At 60.8% G+C, this 15359-nt stretch carries 13 protein-coding genes; 6 read left to right on the forward strand and 7 right to left on the reverse strand.

Features of this window, described 5'->3' with window-relative positions:
• Positions 1-33 precede the first annotated feature (33 nt).
• Positions 34-945 (forward strand): ion channel, encoded by a 912-nt coding sequence (locus J4G38_RS20590; protein WP_210513982.1) that lies wholly within the window; start codon positions 34-36, stop codon positions 943-945.
• A gap of 79 nt (positions 946-1024) precedes the next feature.
• Here J4G38_RS20590 and J4G38_RS20595 read toward each other — a convergent pair whose 3' ends face one another.
• The 3 genes from J4G38_RS20595 to ruvX form a co-directional block, all read right to left on the reverse strand.
• The gene (locus J4G38_RS20595; protein ID WP_226163616.1) at positions 1025-2002 is read right to left on the reverse strand and encodes a zinc dependent phospholipase C family protein; all 978 of its coding nucleotides are present in this window, start codon (positions 2000-2002) and stop codon (positions 1025-1027) included.
• A gap of 81 nt (positions 2003-2083) precedes the next feature.
• The gene (def, locus tag J4G38_RS20600; RefSeq protein WP_210513983.1) at positions 2084-2692 is read right to left on the reverse strand and encodes a peptide deformylase; all 609 of its coding nucleotides are present in this window, start codon (positions 2690-2692) and stop codon (positions 2084-2086) included.
• Between the two features lie 105 nt (positions 2693-2797).
• On the reverse strand, positions 2798-3223 hold the full coding sequence (ruvX, locus tag J4G38_RS20605) for a Holliday junction resolvase RuvX (protein ID WP_210513985.1): 426 nt from the start codon (positions 3221-3223) through the stop codon (positions 2798-2800).
• Positions 3224-3648: 425 nt separating this feature from the next.
• Here ruvX and J4G38_RS20610 point away from each other — a divergent pair, with 425 nt between their 5' ends.
• Both J4G38_RS20610 and J4G38_RS20615 read left to right on the forward strand, forming a co-directional pair.
• Positions 3649-5325, forward strand: coding sequence for a S41 family peptidase (locus J4G38_RS20610; protein ID WP_210513986.1), 1677 nt, complete (start codon positions 3649-3651; stop codon positions 5323-5325).
• 282 nt (positions 5326-5607) lie between these two features.
• The gene (locus J4G38_RS20615; RefSeq protein WP_210513988.1) at positions 5608-6813 is read left to right on the forward strand and encodes a homogentisate 1,2-dioxygenase; all 1206 of its coding nucleotides are present in this window, start codon (positions 5608-5610) and stop codon (positions 6811-6813) included.
• Between the two features lie 97 nt (positions 6814-6910).
• Here the strand turns inward: J4G38_RS20615 and J4G38_RS20620 are convergent, their stop codons facing one another.
• The 4 genes from J4G38_RS20620 to J4G38_RS20635 all read right to left on the reverse strand — a co-directional run bounded on the left by J4G38_RS20620 (position 6911) and on the right by J4G38_RS20635 (position 10643).
• Entirely contained in the window at positions 6911-7612 is a 702-nt protein-coding gene (locus tag J4G38_RS20620; protein ID WP_210513989.1) for a hypothetical protein, read from the reverse strand.
• Positions 7613-7799: 187 nt separating this feature from the next.
• On the reverse strand, positions 7800-8546 hold the full coding sequence (locus tag J4G38_RS20625) for a hypothetical protein (RefSeq protein WP_210513991.1): 747 nt from the start codon (positions 8544-8546) through the stop codon (positions 7800-7802).
• A gap of 57 nt (positions 8547-8603) precedes the next feature.
• The gene (locus J4G38_RS20630) at positions 8604-10166 is read right to left on the reverse strand and encodes a hydroxymethylglutaryl-CoA reductase (protein WP_210513992.1); all 1563 of its coding nucleotides are present in this window, start codon (positions 10164-10166) and stop codon (positions 8604-8606) included.
• Between the two features lie 138 nt (positions 10167-10304).
• Entirely contained in the window at positions 10305-10643 is a 339-nt protein-coding gene (locus J4G38_RS20635; RefSeq protein WP_210513994.1) for a hypothetical protein, read from the reverse strand.
• 577 nt (positions 10644-11220) lie between these two features.
• Between J4G38_RS20635 and J4G38_RS20640 the strand changes: the two genes are divergently transcribed.
• From J4G38_RS20640 to J4G38_RS20650, 3 genes are all read left to right on the forward strand, one after another.
• Positions 11221-12036, forward strand: coding sequence for a phytanoyl-CoA dioxygenase family protein (locus J4G38_RS20640; protein WP_210513995.1), 816 nt, complete (start codon positions 11221-11223; stop codon positions 12034-12036).
• A gap of 107 nt (positions 12037-12143) precedes the next feature.
• Positions 12144-12926: an SDR family NAD(P)-dependent oxidoreductase gene (locus J4G38_RS20645; protein WP_210513997.1), complete on the forward strand. Its 783-nt coding sequence runs from the start codon at positions 12144-12146 to the stop codon at positions 12924-12926.
• Between the two features lie 565 nt (positions 12927-13491).
• Positions 13492-15336 carry a DUF4331 domain-containing protein gene (locus tag J4G38_RS20650; protein ID WP_210513999.1) on the forward strand — a complete coding sequence of 615 codons (1845 nt, stop codon included), beginning with the start codon at positions 13492-13494 and terminating at the stop codon, positions 15334-15336.
• Positions 15337-15359: the final 23 nt, after the last annotated feature.

Raw genomic sequence — 15359 nt, forward strand, 5'->3', positions numbered from 1 at the left:
ACTCACCAATTCATCCATTCATCACCCCCCCACATGGCCACTACCCTCGACCCCGGCATTGGCGAAAAGTTCTCGCGCCGCACCAAGCGGGCCATCAACCACGACGGCTCCTTCAACGTGCGGCGGCGCGGCGGCCCGCACACCCACGACCCCTACCAATGGCTCATCCAGATGAACTGGCTGCCATTTTTTGGCGTGTTGGTGACATTTTTTGGTTTGCTGAACATCGTTTTTGCCTTCCTTTACATGGCCCTGGGGCTGGACAGCCTGCCCGGCGTGCTCGCTCCGCGCGGCTGGTGGCAGGACTTTCTCAGCACGCTGTTCTTCTCCATCCAAACTTTCACTTCCGTGGGCTACGGCCACATTTATCCCGGTAGCAACGGCTCGGGTTTTGTCTCGAGTATGGAAGCGCTGGTGGGCGTGCTCACCTTTGCTTTGGCCACCGGCTTGCTCTACGGGCGATTTTCACGGCCTTCGGCGCGCATTCATTTCAGCCGCACGGCCATCATCAGCCGTCGGGCCGATGGTACGCCCACCCTACAGTTCCGCATCGCCAACCAGCGCTCCAACATCCTGATTGACTTGCAGGCCCGTGTGCTCCTCAAAACCGTAAACCCCGACACCAGCAACCAAACCTACGCCCTGCTGCCGCTGGAGCGTGATGCCATCAGCTTTTTTCCCCTCAGCTGGACGCTGGTTCACGACATCACCCCCGACAGCCCGCTCCACGACCTGACTCAACTGGATTATGAGCAGCTGGACGCGGAAATCCTTATCCAGCTCAAAGGCTACGACGACACTTTTGCTCAGGACGTGCACTCCCGCAACTCCTACACCCACGATGAGATTGAGTGGAACCGCCGCTTCATCCGCGCCTACGAGGTGGACGAAGACGGCATTGCCGTGGTCGACCTTGACCAGCTCCACCTCACCGAAGCATTGTAGCACAGGATTTTGCTTGGGCCGGAATGAATGGATAAATTTTTCCTGCCCCACGCACGCACAAGCTAAAGCAGGTGCCAAGCTACTCATCGTGCCCCGGCGCGCTCACCACTGGCGTGCCGGCCGTTTCCTTGGCTTCGCTGGCCAGCCGCTGCTGCTCCTTATCGGAAGGCCTGGATTGGAGCTGGCGTAAATCGGGCGAGCCGCCATCAACCCAGCACGTAAACCAGAAATCGCCGATGAGGGCCGCCGCGTAGCGCATCTGGCGCTCTACCTGCCCGTTCAGCTTGGTGTGGTAGGCCTTGCTGAACTCGCGCGAATACGCCCGCACCGTCTGGCTGCCGCGCTGCTCGTAGCCAAATTTCTGGTCTTCGGGAAATTGGGTGGTTACTTCTTTTTCGAAGCGCAGCACCGAATCCACGGCGGCGTGTGAGCGGATGACGGCCGCCCAAATGGCGTCGCTGGGCCGCTCAATGTACTGGGCTTTGCCCGTGAACAGGTCGTAATCGGTGCTCAGCAGCTCGGGCAGGCGCGATTCCCACAGCCCATGAATGCCGCGCTGCCCGCTGAGCTGGCCGTTGTAGTTGCGCGTGGTGTGCAGCGGCACGCAGGCATCGGCCACGTAGTGCCCCAGGTCGGCCGAGAGGCTCAGAATCCGGTTGGTGTCCTTGGCCTTGAAGGCTGCGGTGAGCTGGTTTTTCATGCTCACCACGTTCCAGGGCACAATGCCGTGGCGCAGCAGCGAATCCTCGCCGTAGCGGGCCACGGCGTCGGCGTACTTGCGGGGCAGCTTGTACGCGGCGCTGTCGCCGTAGCGGTCCACGTCGAGAAAGTGCTTGGGCGCCTCGCCGGGCACCACCGTGCGCCGCGAGTCGGGCCGCGTGGCATTCACCGTCAGGTACTCAATGTTGGCCTTGTAAAAGCCAATCATGGCCGGCGGCAGCGTGTACACGGCCAGCCGGTTCAGCAGCCGGTGCCCGAAGAACCCCCACGCCTGCGCCTGGCGGGCAATGAACAGCAGAGGCACACTAAACAGCAGCAGGAGTACGTATTTTCTCACGGGTAACAAGGTACGGGAGATGACTGCAAAGTCAAGTTTCGCTCCCGCATTATCCCCTTGCTACCCAGCCCGGCCGCCACGCTACCGTCGCTTGCCGTCGCCCGCAAACCGCATCCGGTAGTCGTGCTTCACATCGCCCTTGCTGATGCGGGCCAGCTTGCCCTTTAGCAGCTGCTTTTTGAAGCCCGACAGCTTATCCGTGAACAGAATGCCCTCGAGGTGGTCGTACTCGTGCTGAATGATGCGGGCGGCCATGCCGGAAAATGCTTCCTCGTGCACCTGGCGGTTTTCGTCCTCGTAGCGCAGCACAATGTCGGCGCAGCGCGTCACCAGCTCGCGCACGCCGGGAATGCTCAGGCAGCCTTCCTCAAAGCCCCATTCTTCGCCGGTTTCGCTCACCATCACCGGGTTGATGAAGGCGCGCTTAATGGGTGGCTCGGGCGTTTCGCCTTCTTCCAACTCGGCCAGGTCTTCCTCGTCCAGCTCCACCATCGGTCCCGAATCCATCACGAACAGGCGCACGCCTTTGCCAATCTGGGGCGCGGCCAGGCCCACGCCGTGGGCGTAGTACATGGTTTCAAACATGTCGGCGATGAGCTGCTGCAAGTCGGCGGCGGGCAAATCGGCGGGTAGGTTTTTGGCTTTGGCTTTCAGCACGGGGTCGCCAATGGCGACAATGGAATAAATCATGGCAGGTATTAGTTGTTCGTTGTCAGTTGCTAGGATGTTGCTGTCGGCCGGTCGTTGTCAGTTGCCGACAGCACTGCCTGACAACTGACAACGAATAACGAGCAACTAAATCTCCCGCATTATCGGCGATTCAAGGAATGATTGGAGAATGATGGCCGCGCTGATGCGGTCCACCGTGGCTTTGTCGCGGCGGGCCTTCTGGCCAAGGCCGCCGGCCAGCATGGTGGCGTGGGCCATGCGCGAAGTAAACCGCTCATCAAGCTCATGAATAGGCAGTTCGGGCAGGGCGCGGCGCAACGTGCGCAGCAGCCCCACCACGGCGCTGGTCACGTCGGTGGGCTCGTTGAGCAGCGTGCGCGGCATGCCCACCACAATGGCCCGCAGCGGCTCGCGCTGGTGGTAAGCCAGCACATAAGCCACCAGGTCTTTGCTGTGAATGGTTTCCAGCGGCGAGGCAATCATGCACAGCGGGTCGGTGACGGCCAGCCCCACGCGCTTGTTCCCGTAATCGATGGCAAGGATGCGGCTCATGTGCCCGGAGTAAAGTATGGAAGGGGAAACGGCGCGGCAACGCCGACCAGCCGCAAAGATACGGCAGGGGCAAGGGCCTCAATCCACAGGCAACCGTTGGCCGTAGTTAGGCCGAGTTCGCCAAGCCCAACCGTTGGTGCCAGAAATAATTCCGCTTACCGGGAAAGCAACTGGGTTTATCGAAAATCGAACAAGGCGTTCTGGATAAAATTATAAATTTGATTCGGTTTAACTAGTGAGTTATTGCGCAACATAATTGTAATATGCCGCTAATATGAATTTGAATTAGCCTTTTTAAACTAGTTAATTGCATTGATTGAATAAACACGGTGGTTGTTATGCATTAAGGATTGTAACTAAGAAAATTTCAATAATTTTGGATTCCACTTGCTTCATTTCTATTCGCTAGCAATTCTACCCGACTCATGTTCATTGCTTCGCTCGCCGCCCCGGAAACAGGCCGGCCTGCTGCCTCACGGTGGCGGGCCGGGTGGCTCCGGCAGTGTATATTGCTGGTGCTGGCGATGGGTTGCGGGGTGCTGGTGGCCAACAATCCGTTCCGGCCGTCCTCCGAAAATCCCGATGCCACGGCCCGCGGCTACCTGCGCTTCAAGGAAATCCTGAGCTACGTGGACCGCGACTACGCCGACTCCGTCGACACCGAAGGCCTGGCCGATTACGCGGTGGTGCAGATGCTGGAAAAGCTCGACCCGCACTCCGTCTACATCCCGGCCCGCGACCGCGAAAAAACCGATTCCTTCCTGCAAAGCGACTACGACGGCGTCGGCATCGAATTCAACCTGTTTCGCGATACCCTCACCGTGGTGGCCCCCATCAGCGGCGGCCCGGCCGAGCAGGCCGGCGTGCAGCCCGGCGACCAGATTCTGAGCATCGGCGGCAAGCGCGTGTCGGGTGCTCACCTCACCACGGCTCGCCTCACCGAGCTCATGCGCGGCCCCCGCGGCACCAGTGTGGCGCTGGAGCTGCGCCGCCGGCACCAGCCGCGCCCGCTCAGCCTCAGCATTGCCCGCAGCCGCATCCCCAACACTTCGGTAGATGCCGCGTATTTGATTGACGACCAGACCGGCTACATCAAGGTCAGCCGCTTTGCTTCGAATACCTACGACGAGTTTAAGGCCGCCCTGGCCGACCTGCGCCGCCAGGGCCTCACCCGCCTTGTGCTGGACCTGCGCGGCAACCCCGGCGGCTACCTCGACCGCGCCACCCGCCTGGCCGATGAGTTCATCGGCGGCTCCCGCAAAATCGTGTACACCGATGGCAAGGGCGAACAATACGACTCGCAGACCTACGCCAAAGTAGCCGGCGAATTCGAAGAAGGTGCCCTGGTGGTGCTCGTGGACGAAGGCAGCGCTTCGGCCGCCGAAGTAGTGGCCGGTGCCCTGCAGGACCACGACCGGGCCATTCTAGTGGGCCGCCGCACCTTTGGCAAGGGCCTCGTGCAGCAGCCCATTGCCCTGAGCGACGGTGGCGAGCTGCGCCTCACCATTGCCCGCTACTACACGCCGGCCGGCCGTTCCATCCAAAAGCCCTACGGTGCCAACTACGCTGAATACAGCGCCGAACTCACCGGCCGCTCGGCCCGCGGCGAGCTACAATCGGCCGACAGCATTCACTTTGCCAAAGAGCTGCGGTTTCGCACCGACCACGGCCGCACCGTGTACGGCGGCGGCGGCATCATGCCCGACGTATTCGTGCCCCGCGACTCGCTGGCGCACTCCGCTTATTTCACCAAGCTGATGAGCCACGGCGTAACCCGCGCCTTCGCCCTGAATTTCTACCAGGCCCACAAAGCCGAGCTGGAGGGCCTGCGCTTCGAGCAGTTCAACGCCACTTTCCGCATCACGGATGCACAGCTGGTGAGCCTGGCCGCGCAGGCCGCGCAAGATGGCGTGAGCGCGGACATAGCCGCCGTGCGCCGGTGCGCGCCACTGCTGCGCAACCAGCTCAAGGCCTATATCGCCCGCAGCGCTTATGGGCTGGTGCCTTATTACACGGTGCTCCGCGAGCAAGACCCGGAATTGCAGCGCGCCCTGCACGCCGTGAGCGACAGCACCGCGCAACTGGCTCTATTGGGCAAATAACTACTCCAAAACCTTATTTCATAACCTGCCTCTTACTAATACTACGTGATAAAATCTGTCGTTTAGCCCACGATAATTACCTGAAAACCCTGGCAATAAATAGCCCCGGCCTTGCGCATCCGCGCAGAGACGGGGCTATTTATTGCCAGGGTTTTCAGGCGTGGTTTGGGGATGGAGAGAAGCAGGTTGCCGAGCCGGTTTTCTCCCGTAATGCCGGCGAAGCCCGTACCTTCGCTGCTCCCCATCTGCAAGTCAGCGCAGCTAATCCCACCCCCCTGTTTTATGGCTCATTACCACCGCCTCGGCCAGATTCCGCGTAAGCGACACACCCAGTTTCGCCAGCCCGATGGCTCCCTATATTCGGAGCAATTGGTGGGCACGCTGGGGTTTCACGGCGTGTCGTCGTTGCTCTACCATGTGCATCCGCCCACCCAAATCAAGCACGTTGGCGAGCCCAAGCCCTACGCGCCCAAGCTGCTGAAAGACCGGCCCCTGCAGCCCGAACACCTGCGCACGCTGGCCCAAACCAGCACCGGCGGCGACTACTTGGCCGCCCGCCAAACGCTGCTCGGCAACGCCGATGTGACCATGAGTATTTGCAATCCGACGGAAAAGCGGATGGAGTATTACTACAAAAATGCCCAGGCCGACGAGGTGATTTTTGTGCACGAAGGCCGCGGCGAGCTGTGGAGCCAGATGGGCAAAGTCGCCTTCGAGCCCGGCGATTATGTGGTGGTGCCGCGCACCGTTATCCACCAGCTGCACTTTGAGGAAGGGCCGGTGCGGCTGCTGATTATCGAGTCGTTCAGCCCGGTGGAAACCGTGCGGCGCTACCGCAACCATTTCGGTCAATTGCTGGAACACTCACCCTATTGTGAGCGCGACATGCGCCCGCCGTCGGAGCTGATTACCGACGAATTTCCGGAGGGCGACTACGTGGTGCACGTCAAAAAAGAAGGGCTGATGCACGAGCTGACCTACGCGCACTCGCCGTTCGACGTGGTGGGCTGGGACGGCTATTTCTACCCCTATGCCTTCAGTATCCACGATTTTGAGCCGATAACGGGCCGCCTGCACCAGCCGCCTCCCGTGCACCAAACGTTTGAGGGGCACAACTACGTCATCTGCTCCTTCGTGCCGCGCCTGTTCGACTACCACCCGCTCAGCATTCCGGCGCCCTACAACCACTCCAACGTCGATTCGGACGAGGTGCTGTACTACGTGGCCGGTAATTTCATGTCGCGCAAAGGGGTCGATTTGGCCTCCTTCACCTGGCACCCTACGGGGCTGCCGCACGGCCCGCACCCCGGCACCGTGGAGGCCAGCATTGGCAAAAAAGAAACCCACGAGCTGGCCGTGATGGTCGACACCTTCCGCCCGCTCTACCTCACCGAAGCCGCGTTGCCCTACGTGGACCCGCGCTACCCGATGAGCTGGAACCCCGGCTTCGTGCCCGACCCGCCCAAGTCGGCGGACATGATGGACTGATTTTCAGTTTCCAGTTAGCAGTGAACCGTTAGCAGCCGTTCAACGAAGCTTTTAAAGCCCGTTGAACGGCTGCTAACGGTTCACTGCTAACTGGAATCTATTTCACCACCGCTACCCGATTGTAGCGGTCGATGATGCGGGCTACTTCGGCGGGTTGGTCGAAGTGCAGGTGCTGGGTATCGGCGAAGGTGCGCATGTCGTCGGCGCGCTTGCCAAAGAGGCGCAACACGGCGGCCTGGTTGAGGTCGAGGGGGCGCAGGGGTTCTTCGGGCTCGTTGCCGGGGCCCACCAGCAGCATAGGGGCGAAGGAAAGGCGCCCGGCCGCAGCGTCGGCGCCTGAGGTGTAAAGCCAGGCCAGCAGCAAGGGGCCGGCATCGACGGCGGTGAGAACTTCCACAAAATCGCGGCGGGTGCCGGCGCTGCCCTCCTTCACCAGGCGCGGGCGGAAGCGGCGCAGGGCCGCCGTGCCCACGCCCCCGGCTTCGCCCAGGTCGAAACCGCGCAGGCTGCCCACGGGCCAGAGGTGCGTTGAATCGGTATCGATGGAATCCTGCGCCTCAATAACGTGCAGGCCGGCGTGGAAACGCAGGCCCGGCACGGGCCGATAGCGCCCGTCAAACGTGCGCAAGGCGCCGGGCTGGAACGAGCCATCGCCAAAAAAACCGGATGCCTGCCGCGCCAGCGAGGCCCGCAGGACGGCACTGGCCGCCTTGGCGTTGGCCTGGCGGTACAGCGCGCGTGCTTCGATTTGGTCGCGGGAGGTTTGGGCGGCGGCGGGCTGCAGGCAGGCCACTAGCATAAGGAAAAAGAAGTAAAGAGAAGGCTTCACTAACTGACAACAAAAACAAGCTGGGAATAAGGGGGCCGAAATGACGATAACATCGGCCGGCAATGGGGTTTGATGCTCATTTTCAAGCACCGTGCCAGCCTTGGCCACTACTGGGACTTCCTCGATGGTCGCAAACGTGCTTTCCTTATTCCGATGCCTACTTGGCCAGGTTCCGGTTGTAGTATTCCACGAGATGCAGCACCTGGCCCAGGTCGGTGTAGCCAAGGTGTTCTTTGGTAGCATAGGCATCGACCTGGCTGGCGAGGGGCACAAACAGGCGCGTCACGCTCTTTTGGTTGAGCTGGAGGGGGCGCAGGGGCTCCTGAGGCGTAGCGCCCGCGCCCACCAATACCACCTGGCCAATTTCGGTGCGGGCTTTCCTGGTTTCGGTGTGCAGCACGGGGTCGAGTTGGGCGTCTTCGTGGATGTACACGTGTTGCAGGCCCAGCACCACGGGGCTGTCGTCGACAGGAGTCAGCACCTCCACAAAGTCCTTTTTGGTGCTGCCGTTGCGCACCAGGTAGGTGCGGAAATGCCGCGCATCGGCCCCCTGGCCCATGTAAAAGCCGTCGAGGCTGCCGGGTGGCCACACGTGGCTGCCGGTCGAGTCCCGCGCTTCGACCAGGTGCAGCGCCACGTTGTACTTGATGGCCGGCACCCGGATGCGGCGCTTGCTGGGCAGCACCAGCGTGCCGGGCTGGTCCACGGCCACCACGTAGGCTTCGGGCGCGTTCACCAGGTCTTTGTGCATGCGCTCCAGGGCATCGGGCGAGTTGGCGCGCTGGTAGAGGTCCATGCCAATTTCGGTGAGGTCGCGTTGGGTCTGGGCGTGGGCAGCGGGCGTGAGGGCGGCCCCCGCAAGCAGCAGCCCCGCCAGGATTTTGATTTTAGTAGAGGAATTCATGTTGCGAGATGAGCGTGACGGTTTATTGCGGCGGATTTGCAGGTTCACCACGCGCACTTACCGGTTGCGGCCGTACTGCTCGTGGCTGCTCACCCAGTCGGAGCTGCTGATGGCGGCTCCCAGGCTTAGCTCGCCGGCCAGCACCACGCCGGCCACTATTTCGGCAAACTTTCGCACCGTGCCCCGGCCCACGCAGCCCAGCATTTGCAGGCATTCGTTTTGGGTGGCCAGGCCGGTGCCGCCGCCGTGGGTGGCCACAATGAGCGAGGGAATCGTGATGCTGATGTACAAATCGCCCTCTGGCGTGACTTCCGAATACAGGATGCCGGCCGAAGATTCGCTTACGTTGGCCACGTCCTGACCGGTGGCGATGAACATGGCCGTGATGCCGTTGGCCGAGTGCGCGCCGTTGTTGTTGGCCCCCGAAATGAAGGCCCCCACGTTGCTTACCTGCCCGTGGTAGGCCAACTGCTCGGGCGTCACGCGCATGCGCTGCATCAGCACGTCGCGCTTCACCACGGCCTCGGCCACCACGCGCTTGCCGCGGGTGCGCATCACGTTGATTTGTGAGGCCTTTTTGTCCGTCGCGAAGTTCGATTCGAGGTAGAAGTGCTCGACTTTCGGGCCCTTGTAGTTTTCCAGAATCCAGGAGCAGGCCGCAAAGGTGGCGCGGCCCACCATGTTCTGCCCGGCCGCGTCGCCGGTGCTGAAATTGAAGCGCAGGTAGGCGAATTTGTTGCTCAAATACGTGTCGATGTACTGCAGCTTGGCCACGCTCGACGTGCTTTCGGCCTGCGGCCGAATCTGGTCGATGGTGTCTTCCACCCACTTGCCAAAGTCGCGCGCCCCCCGGGCATCGCTGAACACAAACACCGGGGCCCGCTGCATGGCATCGCCGATGACGGTGCATTTCACGCCGCCGCACAGGTTGAGCACTTGCATGCCGCGGTTGTAGCTCGCCACCAGCGTGCCTTCGGTGGTGGCCATCGGAATCAGGAAATCGCCCTGCGCGTGCTCGCCGTTCACGGTGAGCGGGCCGGCCAGGCCCACCGGAATCTGGGCCACGCCCATGAAATGCTCGCAGTTGCCCTGCAGCTTATGGGCATCGAAGGAGTAGTGCTTGAGGTGGGTGAACTCCTGGCCCGCAAACTGCTCGGCAAAGCGCTGCCGGGCCGCGATGGCGGCTTCGGAATAGTCGTCTTCGTCGGAGCGCGGAATGCGGGGCTTGGAATTGGCCACGCCCACAATGGCGTCTTCCACCTCCACGTGCAGGTCGCCAAAAGCATCGGTCGAAAACCAGGCCTGCACCGGGTGCATGCCCTCGGCCAGGGCCGGGGTGTCAAGCAATATCATCAGCGAGCGGCCCACGGGCAGCTCAATGGCCTGCCCATCGGCGCTGATGTCGGCGGCGGCCCGCAGCTCACCGTTGCCCAAATCGACCCGGATTTTGTCGGCCGGAATCACCACCTCACCAATCTGCACCTGCTTAAACCCCGTGATACTGACGGTATCGAGCCGGTTTTTAATGCTGAAAGCCACGCCCGCGTCCTGGGGCAAATTGTGCAGGCTGCCGCGCGTGTAGAGCAGCTTCAGAAGCATGGGGCTGGGGGTGAAAACCATTTTGGGGAGCGTTGAGATTAGGTGGGAATTGAGGAAGTGCGGTGTGCGAGGGTGAAGGTGGGGAATTTTGGGGGAAATCCCCAAAGAATACTTCGCATGACCCTATTTGAGCCCGCGCACCGGCCGCGGCCGGCCGCTTCAACTGATGGGCAGCCGGAGCATAGCAGGCGCAATAGGGGAAGGAAAACCTGGCCGTGGTGTGGCGCTCCCCACTTCCGCAACGGGCGGCGCAGGCACTGCCGTAGCCTGGGCCACAGCCAGCAGGCAGTCATCGCCGAAGCGGGTGAGGTGGTAGCGGCGGTGGCTGTGCCGGAGCAGGCCCGCCCGTTCGAGGCACGCGCGGGCGCGGCGGCCGGTAATCTGGCCCACGCCGGCCGGCTCGAAGCGGGCCGGGTCGGGCAAGGGCCGGTTGTCGCGCCGGGCCACCCGCTCAGCAAATTGGGTCACGCGGGCTTCGGCAGACAAGGTTTCTGGCATGGCAAGCGCAAGTGAGTGGGGCAGGAGAGCTGAAATATACAAGCAGGCCCCGAACCAACTGCATTTTTAGCATACTCAGTTCCGAAATCTACTGTTAATCAACTATGTATAAACTACTGCAATGCCCATTTGGCCTGATTGCAATCAAGTGTGCGCTACCGGGAAATATGCTGACATCTGTACATTTACTTTCTGTCTCAGTGAGATAGTAAATCATCCTATTACTACTAGTATCGGCCTTGCTGAAATGCAAGTAAGCCTTACTCAGTAATATACCTGCCTTGCTTGTATTTCAATCTACGGTACTGCGTTGGCTGGCCGGGCCAGGCGGAAGTGATAAATGGAGAAAATAGTACGGTAAATGCTCCCGCCAATCGTCAGTGGGGATACGGCAGCTAGGGTTTCATCATCCATTTACGCGCCCACTCCGTACTTGGCGAATTAAAACTCCCGCGCCCCGGCGCGGTTATAGCCGCCGCGTTGGACCAGTCAGCCTGCCGATTGGCAGAGGGCTGGGCCGGACGTATTACCTTTGTGTGTCGTTCGGGGAGCACCCGCCGGCCGCCTCTTTTCTGCTATGGCCTTATCCTCTGATTATCCACGCTTCACGCTCGGCACCACACTTACGGCCGAACAACGAGCGTTTTTCTCCAAACACGGCTTTCTTCATTTTCGCCCCTTTGCCTCTCCCGAATACGTTCAGCAAATCCTGAAAGCAACCCAGGACGTGCAAGCTAAGTGGCTGGCCGAGGGCGTGGAGAAAGTGAACGGTGTGCCCATCAAGTACGGCCACGACGTGGACGGCTCGCGCATTGTGCAGCGGTTTGCCTTTGCCTCGCAACACAACCCCGTGCTGCATGAGCTGCTGCAGGACGACCGGTTTAAAGCCCTTTTTCCGCTGCTCGAAGCCGAAGGCGGCCGGGTGGGCGAAAACGAAAAGGACGGCCTCGTGGTGAACCATTACGTGAACGTAGCCGGCTCCGAATTCTCGCAAATGGGCTGGCATACCGACTCGCTGCGCGACGTGTTCTACGGCAAGCGCATTGGCCCGATGTTGAACGTGGGCCTGCACCTCGACGGCACCAAGGCCACCAACGGCGGCCTGCGCGTGATTCCCGGCACCCACCGCCAGGGCCTGCACAAGATGCTGTTTCGCAAGAAATATTACAAGGACGTGTTCTACGACCCCAACGAAATAGCCATCGAAACCGAGCCCGGCGACCTCACCGTGCACGACGGCCGCATGTGGCACCGCGTGGCCCAGTCGCCGCTTATTGGCGAAGCCAGCCGCCGCCGCGTGATGTACGTGCCCATTATTTCGGGCAAGTACCAGCCCAAAAGCGAGGACAGCCCCACGCCATTTTACCTGCGCTTCCTGCACCTGGTAAAGTAGAAAATTAGTTATCAGTTATCAGTGAGCAGTTAGCAGCGCCGAATGGCTGCCAGCTAATATCCGCGCATTGCCAACTGCCAACTGCTCACTGATAACTAATAACCGAAATGGCTTACGCCCTCGTTACCGGCGCTTCGCGCGGCATTGGCCGCGCCATCTCGCTCCTGTTGGCCCAACGCGGCTACGACCTTCTTCTGGTGGCGCGCTCCGAGGCGCAGCTAACCGCGCTGGCCTTGGAAATAGGGCAGAAGCACCAGCATCAGGCCCGCGTGCTGGCCCTGGATTTGGCTGCGCCCGGTGCGGCCGAAACGGTGGCGGCCTGGGCTGCCGCGCAAACCGACCAGCTGGCCGTGCTGGTAAACAACGCCGGCTACGGCCTCTGGGGCCGTTTCGAGCAGCTCAGCCTGGCCGAGCAGCAAAACATGTTGCAGCTGAACATGGCGCTGCCCGTGGCCCTCACCCACGCCCTGCTGCCGGCCCTGCACCAAGCACCCAAAAGCTATATTCTGAACGTATCCAGCACCGCGGCTTACCAGGCCGTGCCGTCGTTGTCGCTCTACGCGGCCAGCAAGGCCTTTTTGCTGAGCTTCAGCCGGGGCCTGCGCTACGAGCTGAAACCCACCAACGTCTCGGTTTCCTGCCTGTGCCCCGGCGCCACCACCACCAACTTTGCCGACCGCGCCGGCATGGGCGCCGAGCTGCAAGCCACCGCCAACAAAGTATCGATGACCGCCGAAGCCGTGGCCGAAGCCGCCGTGCAGGGCCTGCTGGCTGGCGAGGCAGAAATCGTGCCCGGCGTGCTCAACAAGGTGTCGGCGGGCCTCACCAGCTTCGTGCCCAAGGGCCTCGTGGAGAAAATCGCGGCCGGGATTTACGAGAAGTATTTATAGGCTATGGTCAGTTGAATAGTTGCCAAAAAAGGGCTGCTCCGTTGGGAGCAGCCCTTTTTTGGTTTTACAGCTCCTCGTTTGGTTGTCCGGTCAGTAGATTTTGAGGGCAAAAAAGGCCTGTTGCCACTGGGAAGCAGGATTGTAATTATTTAATACAAAATAGTTTCATCTGGTAAATCCAATTTCATAATCGGGTACGTAATAATTATCGACCGGTGCCAGGGCACCTGCAGTAGTTCAATATTCTATTTCCTATCCAGCCTGTTGGCCGCAAATTAATTGCTGACCAGGGGCTGATTATGGGCTCAGTGTTGAGCCTGGCGGTGCCGAACGACGAGCCTCTTAACGCTCGTTGGATTTTGCTGGTCCGCACTATTGGATTCCCGCGCCCAAATGGGCCGTTTGCTATTCTTACTGCTAGTTCGCCTATCGTTCGTCAATCTATTCGAATGCTAGTTGCTGGATTCCTATGCAATATTTAAGTCGTTATAAATCAAGATTTTGTTTCCTTTTTAATACTTGTTGTTTGGTCCTTTTTTTTACACTTTTTCGTTTGCTGAACCTTATGAAAAACCTTTTAAGCAAGCCCCTGCATTGGATGTTTGGGGTCTGTGCCGTCACGGGGCTTTCGGTGTGGAGCACCGCCCACCACACGCCATTGGAGGCGAGTAGCCACCGTGAAGCACCGATGATTGCCGACGACCCCATGGCCGACAATACCGACGTCTACGCCTTCGTGTCGCCCAACGACCCTAACCGCGTCGTGCTCATCGCCGACTACATCCCGTTCCAACTGCCCCAGGGCGGGCCGAACTACTACACGTTCGGCGAGAACATTCGCTACGAGGTGCACGTGAAAAACAAGAGCACAACGCCCGGTGATGACATCACTTACCGCTTCACGTTCAGCCGCACCAACCAGGACCCGACCACGTTTTTCAACGTGCGGCTGGGCCAGCAGAACCTGAAAACTACCTACCTCTGCGAGAAAAGCACAGACGGTGGTAACACCTTTACCACCATCGTAACGGGCGGCACGGTGCCGGTGTACAACATTGGGCCGCGCTCCATCAACGGCGCTGCGGGCCTGAACCAGCCGTCGCCCTACGCCACCCTGCGCCAGAATGCCGTGATGACCGCCACCGGCGGCGGCGGCGAACAGATATTTTGTGGTCCTTCCGACGACCCGTTTTTCGTGGACCTGGGCGCTACGTTTGACCTCGCCGGTTTCCGCGTGAACCAGGGAGCCCGCGACGGCCTCGGTAAATACAACGTGCATTCCATCGCGCTGACTATTCCGATTGCCACCCTGCAAAAGACGGGACAGGGCCTGCCCGCACCCGGCGGCATCCTCGATGCGGATTACGTGATTGGCGTGTGGGCTTCGGCCAGCCGCCCCAGCATCCGCACGCTGAGCGCCACGGGCGGCACTGGTGCTACCACCGTGAATACCAGCTACGTGCAAGTGTCGCGCCTGGGCATGCCGCTGCTGAATGAAGCCATCAACCCCGTGGGCAGCAAGGACGCCTGGAACCGCACCACGCCCTACGCCGAAGCCGCCATCACCGACGACTACCTCTCGAACCCCGAGTTGGGCCTCTACATGGCCGATAACACGCCGGTAGCCCCGGCTGCGCCCAAGGCCAACGGCCAAACCTTCTACGGCGAGGCCGTGCCGGCCCTGAATGCGCTGCGCGTGCAAACCAAGTCCTTGGCTGGCCAGCCCGGTTTACCTGCTGGGGGCTTCGACTTCCGCAACCAGGCGTCGGGCTTATTTCCGCTCAAAGGCAGCTCGGCCGTGGCCGGTACGGCCCTCGACGACGCCGCGTTTGGCAACTATTTGCTGGTATCGGGCAAGCCGCGCTCGGTGGATATCAAGCCTATTTTCCACACTGGCGTGCCGAATTTGATTCCCTACCAGCTGGCTACTGGCAAGGCCGGCAACCCGCTGGCGGCTGGCAAGCCGTTTGTGAACAACTTCCTGCCCCTGAGCGGCAGCAACCCCGGCGGCGACATGCTGCGCCTGAACATGGCCGTGCCCGCCACGCCCCGCAACTCGCCTGATTTCAGCAACGAAGGCCTGTTTGCCGCTGCCGTGCTGGGCCTGACGGATGCGCGCTTCAACGGCAACACCACCGTCCAGAACATCCCCAACATGGACGGCTTCCCCAACGGCCGCCGGTTGGAGGACGACGTGGTGAAAATTGAGTTACAAGCGGTGAGCGGCGCGGCGCTGGCCGCCATCGGCCTGTGGTACGACGACTACACGACTGCCAGCACTTCGCCGGTGACGCCGCGCCTGAAAGGCGTGCTCAACTTCTCGACCGGGGTGGAGCACAACGACTTGCCCTTCAGCGCCACGTTCCCCTACGTGGCCGCTCCCTGGGAAGGCTATGCCGTGAAGCGCTAACTCAATTTCTCAACCTAGAATCG

It is taken from the genome of Hymenobacter terricola (assembly GCF_017921975.2).
Lineage (GTDB): Bacteria > Bacteroidota > Bacteroidia > Cytophagales > Hymenobacteraceae > Hymenobacter > Hymenobacter terricola.

Bases quoted from the DNA above. Each gene is read 5' to 3' on its own strand.
- J4G38_RS20590 (WP_210513982.1), top strand. From the start codon at position 34: ATGGCCACTACCCTCGACCCCGGCATTGGCGAAAAGTTCTCGCGCCGC.
- def (WP_210513983.1), bottom strand. From the start codon at position 2,692: ATGATTTATTCCATTGTCGCCATTGGCGACCCCGTGCTGAAAGCCAAA.
- ruvX (WP_210513985.1), bottom strand. From the start codon at position 3,223: ATGAGCCGCATCCTTGCCATCGATTACGGGAACAAGCGCGTGGGGCTG.
- J4G38_RS20610 (WP_210513986.1), top strand. From the start codon at position 3,649: ATGTTCATTGCTTCGCTCGCCGCCCCGGAAACAGGCCGGCCTGCTGCC.
- J4G38_RS20615 (WP_210513988.1), top strand. From the start codon at position 5,608: ATGGCTCATTACCACCGCCTCGGCCAGATTCCGCGTAAGCGACACACC.
- J4G38_RS20620 (WP_210513989.1), bottom strand. From the start codon at position 7,612: ATGCTAGTGGCCTGCCTGCAGCCCGCCGCCGCCCAAACCTCCCGCGAC.
- J4G38_RS20625 (WP_210513991.1), bottom strand. From the start codon at position 8,546: ATGAATTCCTCTACTAAAATCAAAATCCTGGCGGGGCTGCTGCTTGCG.
- J4G38_RS20630 (WP_210513992.1), bottom strand. From the start codon at position 10,166: ATGGTTTTCACCCCCAGCCCCATGCTTCTGAAGCTGCTCTACACGCGC.
- J4G38_RS20635 (WP_210513994.1), bottom strand. From the start codon at position 10,643: ATGCCAGAAACCTTGTCTGCCGAAGCCCGCGTGACCCAATTTGCTGAG.
- J4G38_RS20640 (WP_210513995.1), top strand. From the start codon at position 11,221: ATGGCCTTATCCTCTGATTATCCACGCTTCACGCTCGGCACCACACTT.
- J4G38_RS20645 (WP_210513997.1), top strand. From the start codon at position 12,144: ATGGCTTACGCCCTCGTTACCGGCGCTTCGCGCGGCATTGGCCGCGCC.
- J4G38_RS20650 (WP_210513999.1), top strand. From the start codon at position 13,492: ATGAAAAACCTTTTAAGCAAGCCCCTGCATTGGATGTTTGGGGTCTGT.